The sequence below is a fragment of the Methylobacterium sp. A49B genome (assembly GCF_053346215.1).
In genome coordinates, this window is record NZ_JBKFBO010000121.1 from 1 (window position 1) to 8,623 (window position 8,623).

Below are 8,623 nucleotides of genomic sequence, written 5' to 3' on the forward strand. Positions count from 1 at the left end.
GAAAAGGCCGCGGATCGCAGATGCGGCAGTATCCAGATTTATACTCGCCCCATCCATATCTTTCCCAGAAGCTGATCATGGACGGGGGAAAATAGTCCTTGTACGACTCGATCACGTCCGGTGGGACCCTTCTGGCGTTCTCCGGCGGTCCATAATCGCTGATCACGCGTGCGAAGGCATCGATCTCTTCCATGTCGTCTCGTCCTCGTCGTCAAAGGATTATCTGATCATCGTCATCGGGGGCGATCTTGCAGACGTCCAGTGTCACAGACATCCGGTAGCCCTTCTCACACATCTGCGTGACATAGCGTATCGATTTGCCTTTGCGGCTGTCCGCCAGCCACGCCGCACCGATGGATTTGTTGATTCTATCGATACCGATATCTGCAAAATCTTCTTCATGCCCGCCCGCGACCATGTCGATCCGATGCAATGCATTGATGTTTCAGGTCAGTCACTTCGATACCACCATACTCCACCTCGAAGCGCTGCTAAGAATTCTGCCTATCGAATATATTTATTGCGCGCCGATCCGCCTGACATCTTTCATCCGACCGAGCGGCGCACCGGGCTCTGGCTTGGTGATTTCGACAAGGATTAACGGCTCTATCTGGGCCAGAAAACCCAGATGCTCCATCGCCTTGAAGCGCTGCAGATTTTCCGGGAACGGGTCGCCGCCAAGTTGCAGAGCCGGCACCAACCCGAAAACTTCATCAAGGTTTGGCTTTCCGATACGCTCGACGGCCTCTAGGTAATAATCTTGCATTCCTCCCTCGGAGATTGAGCTATGCATATTGGCTCCGATGAGGAACGCTTCACCGTACTGTCTTCCAGTGGACGGATTTACAATTTTCTCTTGTGAAGTTACGCGCGAGTCGGCCAGGTTAATATAAATCCCGTAGCCCTTCCGACTCCAGATATCTATTTCGCACAGCGCAGTAAACATGATAACCGTTGGACTTCATGATTGAATTCGGGATCATTCCTGAACATAGATTTGACAAGAGGTTGAAAAGGCCGCGGATCGCAGATGCGGCAGTATCCAGATTTATACTCGCCCCATCCATATCTTTCCCAGAAGCTGATCATGGACGGGGGAAGATAGTCCTTGTACGACTCGATCACGTCCGGTGGGACCCTTCTGGCGTTCTCCGGCGGTCCGAAATCGCTGATCACGCGTGCGAAGGCATCGATCTCTTCCATGTCGTCTCGTCCTCGTCGTCAAAGGATTATCCGATCATCGCCATCGGGGGCGATCTCGCAGACGTCCAGTGTCACTGACATCCGGCAGCCTTTCACACACATCTCAGTCACATAGCGTATCAATTTGCCTTTGCGGCTGTCGGCCGGCCACGCCGCACCGATGGATTTGTTGATTCTATCAATACCCATATCTGCGAAATCTTCTTCATACCCGCCCGCGACCATATCGATTCGATGCAATGCATTCATGCGATCCATTAGGAATCCCGGATGCTTATCCATGTAACTTGGGACAAAAAATCTTTCTTTATAACGATCCGCTCTTCTGCGTTGCTCCTCCTTTTCGGCCGGACTCTGCGCGTCGAAGCGCGCGATATCATCTTTGTTTTGGCAGGCCGTTTTAGCGTTCAAGCCATCCTGCTGGATCTTTAGTTGCCGCCGGTATTCTGTCTCATCGTAGTTTTTGCGCTCGAAGCAGATCAAATCGCTCCTGCACCCTGAAACACGGAACCCTCCTGGTCCTCGTGGTCCAGGGGCCGGCTCCGGTCCGGGTTCCGGCCCCGGCTTCGGCGCCAAACGCGGCGGCACTTTCGGCACGGCGGAGGACCCGCGCGGCCCGAGAAACCGCTCCATGCCCGGTGCCAACCGAGGGAGAAGCTTCGGACCTTCGTAGAAGGCCAAGTGGACGGGATCGGTCCCGTCCGGACTGGCAAAATGTATTCTGGGCTTGATCTCCTTCCGGTCCGGTGTCGGATAGCTTTGCGTGTCCTTGAGGTAGGTCAGCGTCCCCCAGGTCTCCTTGTGGTTCATCCACCAAGCGTCGTCGTGGCGCACCACCCCCTGGTCCTGGATCTTGACCGTCTTCGACCACGTCTTCGGCTCGCATTCCGCGCCCTGCGTGCCGAACTGGACGCCCCCGCCGGTCGCCGCCTCGTCGCCGTAGCAGGCCTTGATCAGCGAGCCCTCGACGTACGACGCCTGATCCGTCTGACGCACACTCCCCGCCGCGGAGGCCCCCTCGATCTGACCCTGCGTGTGGAGCCGATACGGCACGATCGCCTGCGGCGAGCGCCCCCAGTTCATAGGGGTCGAGACTACGATCCCCTCGCGCGTGACCCGCGCGCCCTCCCGCGGCAGGCTCATGCGGCCTCTCCCCCATCCCGCAGGCTGTGCTCGCCCGAGACCGGCAAGCCCGCCGCCTGCCCGGCCGGCACCGCGTCGAGCTCCGCGCCCAGATACGCCGGGCACCGGGCGATCCAGCCGCGCCACGTCAGGTCCACCGACCAGGGCGGGGCCTCCGCGCGCAGGTCGAGGTGCAGCCCGTCCAGCGTCAGCGCCGCGCGCGCCTCCCGACCGTCGTTCCAGCTGTGCCGCACCACGGGGACGAACGCGGGCAGCTGGAAGCCGAGCGGCCCGGTCGGCAGCAGCCCGTCCAGGCTCACGCGCGTGCCGCCGGTCAGCCGCCGGACCACCAGCCGCGGCGCCGCCACCTGGAAGAAGCGGTAGTCGAAGTCCTGCGGCATCTGCGGGCAGCGTCCGCGCTGCCACGTCTCGTCCCGGGTGCCGCAGCGCCGTTCCCGCCACGCCCAGAACGGCGGCACCGGACCGAACCCGGCCGGCTCCGGCACCGCGAACGGGTCGGTCACCGGCGCGTCCGCCGCCTCGATCTGCGGCGCCCGCAGGGCACGGCCCGCCGGGCTCCAGTCCCGGTGCAGCAGCCCCGGACCGATCGGGTTGTGCGGGCTTCCCCCGCCCTCCGGATCGCCGACGAACCGCCCGCCGGCAGCCAAGCGGTAATCGAGCGGTACCCGCGCGACCGGCTCGGCCGGGCCGAGCCGCCACGACGCCCCCTCCGGCTCCCAGCGCCGCGGCCCGTGCACGCGCAGGCTCGCGCGACCATTCCCGAGGCCGAGCGCCACCTCCCAGGAGGCCGCGGGCCGGCCGTCGGGCGCGTGGGCGCTGCCCAGCAGGGTCACGTCCGCATGCGGCCTGTAGCCGATGAGGTCACTCGCCCGCAGCAGCGGCGTTCGGTGCGGGTCGCCCGCGTAGACGTCGGTGAGCACGATCGCCTGCCGCTCGTACAGGCGCAGGGCTCCCTCTGCGGTCAGCGCGTAGCTCGCCCGCACGGCGACCACCGCCATGACCGCCCCGTCCCGGTGCAGGTCGTCGAAGCCGATCGCCGCCAGCGGCGTGTCGTTGCGCAGCAGCATCGCCCGCCCCTCAGCGCGAGGGGTTCAGGTCGATCACCCTGCCCCAGTGCTTCACCTGATCGGAGAAGTCGGTGGTCAGGGTGGTCCCGGTGAGCGTGACGTGCCCGTCCTTGGTCAGGGTCAGCGTCGCCTTGCCGACCTTGAGCTGGAACGTCTCGCCGACGTTGATCAGCATCTGCTTGCCGACGTTGATCACGTGCTGCTCGCCGACCGTGACCTGTGCGTCCTTCCCCACCGTCACGGTCTGGTCGACCCCGACAACGGTGTTCTTCATCATCCCGACCTCCTCCGAAGAGGTCAGGCCCACCGTGCGGTTCATGTTCATCGCCACCGCGAGCTGCTTGTTCTGCGCGATCGTCTCGACGTGGTTGCCGCCGACATCGATCGCCTTGTCGTTCCCGATGCTCTCCGACTGGTCGTGATCGACCCGCTTGCGCCGGTCGTGGCGCACCTTCACCCGCATGTCCTTCTGCGCGTGGACGAACACCTCCTCCCGGCCCTGCTCGTCCTCGAACCGCAGCTCGTTGAACCCCTCGCCCTTGTGCGTCTTCGACTTGATCGTCATCCGCGTCTTGTGCGCGGGAAGCGGGTACGGCACCGGCTCGCGCGCGTTGTAGGCCCGGCCCGTGATGATCGGCTGGTCCGGATCGCCCTCCAGGAAGTCGACGATCACGTGCTGGCCCACCCGCGGCACCGCCATCTGGCCCCAGCTCGCCCCCGCCCAGCCCTGGCTCACCCGGATCCAGCACGAGGCCGTGTCGTCCGCCTTCCCCGACCGGTCCCAGGGGAAGCGCACCTTCACCCGCCCGAACGCGTCGCAGTGGATCTCCTCCCCCGCCGGACCCGTCACGATCGCCATCTGCGGGCCCTCCACCCGCGGCTTGGCGGGCGCGTCCGGGCGGTAGGGCGTGTCGTGCCGGATCACCCGGAACGCCGTGGTCAGGTACGCGCCCCCGTCCCCGGCATCCGCCTCCACGGCCCCCGGCTGGCTGCCCACGTGGCTGGCCGCCACCACCAGGAACCGCCGGTTCAGCGCGCGATCGGGATGCTCGGCGAGCGCGAACCGGTGCCCGGGCAGCAACCGCGCGCACCGGCCAGCGCCCTCGCCGTGGCTCGCCTCATCGCGATACCCCTCCAGGCGATAGCGCGTGAACGCCCGGCCCACCGCGTCCGCCTTGTAGCGGCCGGGGTAGTCGTACATCTCCAGCTTGCGCGTCAGCCCGTTGAGCACCGAGGCCTGCGCCCGCGCCTCGAAGTCGTGCACGGGGTTGCGGAAGAAGTGGTCGCGCTGCACCACGTCGGAGGGCGCCACCACCTCCCGCCACGTGAACCGGCCGACATGCGGACCCTTCACCGTGCCGCCCGGCAGCGCGTTGTACTCCAGGGCCTCGGCGCCCGGCGCGTCGGGCGCCAGCTTGGTGGCGTCGGTGAGCACCAGGGTGTGGGCGCCGGCCTCGTGCTCGAAGTGGTAGGCGATGCCCTCCTCGGCGAGCAGCCGCTCGATGAAGGCGAGGTGCGTCTCCCGGTACTGCACGCAGTACTCGCGCGCGGGGTGCTGTTCGGTCAGCGCGAGGCGGTAGGCGCTGACGCCGGTCTCCTTGAGCACCGCCTCGACGATCTCGGGCACGCTCTTCGCCTGGAAGATCCGGCAATCGGCGGAAAAGCGCAGGCGGTGCAGCGCCGGCATCAGCAGGACGGAGTAGCGCGTGTGGTGCGCGCCGGTGTCGCCGCGCTCGGCCAGGGCGAGCACGCCGTGGACGTGGCGGGGCGGGCCGTAGCGGTCGAGCACGGTGAGCCGCGCCGGCGTGTCGAGCAGGGCGGTGAGGTCGAGGCCCGGGTCGGGCGAGGCCAGCGCGACCTCGGCCTGGAACAGGGTCGAGATCGCCTCCTCCAGGCGGAAGCCCGTGACCGCGAGATCGGCCTCCGGCAGGCCATCTGCGGTGAACGCGAGGGTGAAGTCGCGCTCGATCTCGCTCAGCGGCTGGGTGATCTCGGCGGGCAGGGCGATCATCGAGATCTCTCGAAGGGGGCGGCGGCCCTGGCCGGCAGGGGTCGGCTCGAGGGGGGGGGGTGCCGGCTCAGGGGGTGCAGGCCGGGACGTGGAGGACGAAGCGCTGCAGCCAGTAGGCGGCGAGCCCTGCGCCCAGGACCAAGCCGAACCAGGAGTGCGGGCGCCCGAAGCCGGCCAGGCCGATCAGGCCGAGCACCGGGCCGAGCGTGAGCAGGCCCAGGAGGATCGGCATCCCGTCGCGCCCGTCCGGCACGGCGCAGAACGCCACGGCGGCCGCCTCGGGCAGATCGACGATCCACTCGGCCGGGTCGACGGAGAACACCTGGATCGCCAGGGCGGTGACCGCGGCGGCCGGCACCAGGGCGAGGTCGCGGGTGAGGTCGCGCCCGCCCGGCCACCGCCCCGGCAGCCGGGCGGGCGGCCGGACCATCCGGGCCGGGATCGGCCGCGGCGGGGGTTCGTCCGGGACGGGCTCGTCCTGGACACCCGCGTCCGGGCGCATCTCGTCCCGCGGGACGCCGGGGCATCCGGCGCGTGAGCCGCCCGAGGCGCGCATCCGCTCGTCCCCCGCCGCTCAGGCCGTCCGGCTCAGGCCTTGGGCTTGCGCCAGTCGTCGGCGCCCGACGTGCTGGCGACCGTGTGCTCCCACTCGATCCGGCGGTAGGACAGGGACACGGCGATCAGCTGGGTGAAGTCGGCGTTGCGCGCGTCCTGGCAGTGCGGCAGCTGGGCGTCGATGTCGATGATGGTCGCGTCGATCAGCCGTGTGGTGAAGAAGTGCTCCTGCTTGCCGGCCGAGCTGGTGCGGAGCCACTTGACCTCGACCTTGGTCAGCATCTCGCCCGAGGTCAGGGCGTTGTAGAGCAGCGGGGTCGCCTTGTTCAGCGGCGCGGTGAACTTGAACGGCAGGTGGACGCGCTGGCCGGAGGGCTGTCCGGACTGGGGGTCACGCGGGATGGTGACGCGGTGGTCGATGGCCTGGACGAGGATCTCGTTCTCGTGGCCCTCCTGCCAGATGTTGCCGACGGAGGCTTCGGTGAAGGCGCCCTGGGTGATGTTGCCCTGGGTGGCGCCCTCGATCGAGATATAGGCAGGTGTCGGCATGGTCTCTCCCGGTGCGGTTGCGGCCGGCCCGGGTCGATCGACGGATCGTCCGGGTCGAGGGCGGGATGATCCCGCCGACTGCGGCGCTGCGCGGGAGCTCATGGCAGTGTTCGTGCCAGACTGTGCTTGGACGCGTGGGTTGCATGCCTGCGTCGAGCAAGCATCTGATCTTGCAGACGACTGACCTGATCTTGCAGCGGCGGTGTGTTTCTTCATCCACCACGCGTAGAGATTTTTGGCCAACAATGGCCGAGGGCTTGGCCAAAAATGGCCGAACTTTTTAAGTGGCCCAAGAGACTGTAGCACCTGACGAAATCGACGCAGTTCGAACTGGTCCAGATCCAGGCAAAGGCTAAGTCGTTGAGAACACAGGGAGCAGGGTGCTTGGCCGAAAGTGGCCGAACCGTCCGGACGGTGGGTTCCGGGAGCGGACTGGCGGGCAGACCGGCCTGCACCGCAGAAGCTGACGTATCGACGATGGTCTATCGTACCGGTTGTTCGACAACGTCGAGGGGACCCTCAGCCGGAAGTCGGACCCGAACGTGGTCCGGATCATCAGCCGGGAGTGGCTGCCGGGGCTCCGGCGGGGAGGCCGATTTGCGGCTCCGGCGCTGCTGGGCAGCATAGGGTGCCAAAAGCGTGCGCCCCACTGATAAGGGCGATCCACAGAGGCAGGTTGTGGATGCGAGACCGAAGAAGGGCTGCCGGAGTGCAGCGGTCGACCTCGGCTGGAGCGATCCCGTGAGAAATCTCGCGGGCGGTAGGACGGGCCGAGCTATGCGTTGAGGGTTTGCGGCCGGACGGTATGACGAACGTGAAAGCGATCGCCCGACGACGAAAGGTCGCCTGTCGTGTTACAGCCACGACGATCCGCAATCTTCATCAGGCTGTTATGATCGGAATTTAAGTGCATCACCTCATCCCTCATCTGAGTAGAGGCTGCGAGATGCCGGCTCATTATTGCATTGATCCGCTTGACCCATACGCGGAGCGAGAGGTTTTCGTTCAGTACGAGGTTGCGAGGCCATGCGTTCTGATTAAATCAGCTCTCGATGAGGATGGCTTCGACATCCTACAGGATCTCTCTGATGAGTGCGTACGAATCCTGCAGCTTGAGATAACAGTGTACCATGGCCACTTGAAACCATTCGCATGGGCGCAGCAGGCAGTAGATGTCTTAGCCGCACCAGAAGCGGCCTAGCTTTTTTACGTTAAAACTTCAGACAGCCTTCCAATAGCGGTTCACGGTCGCGTGTCAGGTGTAAGGGCCGCCGAACAGGTCGCCGAGCGCCTTCCGCCTGAACAGTGTGCGCCAGCGCCGCCTCGGATGCTCCGGCCGGTCGTGGATCATGTGACAGCGCTGGCAGAAGGCCGCGAGGTTGGCGTCCGCATTGTTCGAGGTGTCGTGGTCTCGATGCGCGGCCGCCAGAACCACCCGTCTGCGGCGAGCCTGGCCGAGGATGTCGGCTTTAGGTGCGATCCGGATCCGTCTGCCCCACCCATCGCGCCACCGGCTGGCTTCCACGTCCCACCAGCGACCGTCACCAAAGTGGTAGATCAATCGGCCCGTGCGGGCGCCCGCAGTCCTCACAGCAGCCTCTGGCCCGGCCGAACCGGATCACAGCCGAGAGTTGCGCCCAGTCGATCGGGTAGAAGAAGCGGCGCTCGGGCCGGATCGGCCTGACAGGGCGCAGAACCCGACGACGTGGTGTCCCTTGTAGAGGCTCGGCTCACGCGGCCTGTGCCCCCTGCGCAGCACCTCACGAACAACGCGGCGGCAGGCTGCAATCAAAGCGGCGCCGAGATGTTGTGCCGCTCCTCCGGGTATGACTCGATGTATTTCGGTCCAATAACCTATCTTCATAGACGGTTTACTATATCATCTAGCCACGTCGCCGAGCGGTGTGTCTGTAAAACTACAGCTATTTGATCCACACATCGGTAGCTCTACCGCCACATCGAAACCCTGGATCAACCCAGATGACCAAGCTCCTCACCTCGCTGGCCGCCTTTACCGCCCTGACCGCTGCCGCCTCGGCGGCCGACCTTCCGCGCCGTGCCGCGCCGCCGCCGGTGTTCACCCCCGTGCCGGTGT

9 protein-coding genes and 1 pseudogene are annotated in these 8,623 nt (G+C 65.7%); all 10 read right to left on the reverse strand.

Annotated elements, in window-relative coordinates; genetic code table 11:
- Nucleotides 1-193: GAD-like domain-containing protein (locus tag ACLBX9_RS24890; RefSeq protein ID WP_447720818.1), on the reverse strand; the 193-nt coding region annotated here is incomplete at its 3' end.
- 18 nt (nt 194-211) lie between these two features.
- Complete coding sequence (locus ACLBX9_RS24895) at nt 212-433, reverse strand: polymorphic toxin type 15 domain-containing protein (protein WP_447720819.1); 222 nt, start codon at nt 431-433, stop codon at nt 212-214.
- Nucleotides 434-517: 84 nt separating this feature from the next.
- Nucleotides 518-946, reverse strand: a complete 429-nt coding sequence (locus ACLBX9_RS24900) for a T6SS immunity protein Tdi1 domain-containing protein (protein ID WP_447720820.1) — start codon at nt 944-946, stop codon at nt 518-520.
- Nucleotides 922-1,203, reverse strand: a complete 282-nt coding sequence (locus tag ACLBX9_RS24905; RefSeq protein ID WP_447720821.1) for a GAD-like domain-containing protein — start codon at nt 1,201-1,203, stop codon at nt 922-924. Before ACLBX9_RS24905 ends, ACLBX9_RS24900 begins: the two co-directional genes overlap by 25 nt.
- Before the next feature lie 18 nt (nt 1,204-1,221).
- On the reverse strand, nt 1,222-2,346 hold the full coding sequence (locus ACLBX9_RS24910; protein ID WP_447720822.1) for a PAAR-like domain-containing protein: 1,125 nt from the start codon (nt 2,344-2,346) through the stop codon (nt 1,222-1,224).
- Entirely contained in the window at nt 2,343-3,413 is a 1,071-nt protein-coding gene (locus tag ACLBX9_RS24915) for a DUF2169 family type VI secretion system accessory protein (protein WP_447720823.1), read from the reverse strand. Before ACLBX9_RS24915 ends, ACLBX9_RS24910 begins: the two co-directional genes overlap by 4 nt.
- A gap of 10 nt (nt 3,414-3,423) precedes the next feature.
- Nucleotides 3,424-5,424: a type VI secretion system Vgr family protein gene (locus tag ACLBX9_RS24920; protein ID WP_447720824.1), complete on the reverse strand. Its 2,001-nt coding sequence runs from the start codon at nt 5,422-5,424 to the stop codon at nt 3,424-3,426.
- A 67-nt stretch (nt 5,425-5,491) separates the two neighbouring features.
- A complete protein-coding gene (locus ACLBX9_RS24925) occupies nt 5,492-5,980 on the reverse strand; it encodes a hypothetical protein (RefSeq protein WP_447720825.1) in 489 nt (162 codons plus the stop codon).
- Nucleotides 5,981-6,012: 32 nt separating this feature from the next.
- Entirely contained in the window at nt 6,013-6,528 is a 516-nt protein-coding gene (locus tag ACLBX9_RS24930; protein ID WP_447720826.1) for an Hcp family type VI secretion system effector, read from the reverse strand.
- A gap of 1,255 nt (nt 6,529-7,783) precedes the next feature.
- Nucleotides 7,784-8,222, reverse strand: a pseudogene (locus tag ACLBX9_RS24935) (hypothetical protein).
- Nucleotides 8,223-8,623 lie beyond the last annotated feature (401 nt).

What these genes read in the sequence shown, in the direction of transcription:
- ACLBX9_RS24900 (WP_447720820.1), bottom strand. Translation starts at nt 946, where the DNA reads ATGTTTACTGCGCTGTGCGAAATAGATATCTGGAGTCGGAAGGGCTAC.
- ACLBX9_RS24905 (WP_447720821.1), bottom strand. Translation starts at nt 1,203, where the DNA reads ATGGAAGAGATCGATGCCTTCGCACGCGTGATCAGCGATTTCGGACCG.
- ACLBX9_RS24910 (WP_447720822.1), bottom strand. Translation starts at nt 2,346, where the DNA reads ATGAGCCTGCCGCGGGAGGGCGCGCGGGTCACGCGCGAGGGGATCGTA.
- ACLBX9_RS24915 (WP_447720823.1), bottom strand. Translation starts at nt 3,413, where the DNA reads ATGCTGCTGCGCAACGACACGCCGCTGGCGGCGATCGGCTTCGACGAC.
- ACLBX9_RS24920 (WP_447720824.1), bottom strand. Translation starts at nt 5,424, where the DNA reads ATGATCGCCCTGCCCGCCGAGATCACCCAGCCGCTGAGCGAGATCGAG.
- ACLBX9_RS24925 (WP_447720825.1), bottom strand. Translation starts at nt 5,980, where the DNA reads ATGCGCGCCTCGGGCGGCTCACGCGCCGGATGCCCCGGCGTCCCGCGG.
- ACLBX9_RS24930 (WP_447720826.1), bottom strand. Translation starts at nt 6,528, where the DNA reads ATGCCGACACCTGCCTATATCTCGATCGAGGGCGCCACCCAGGGCAAC.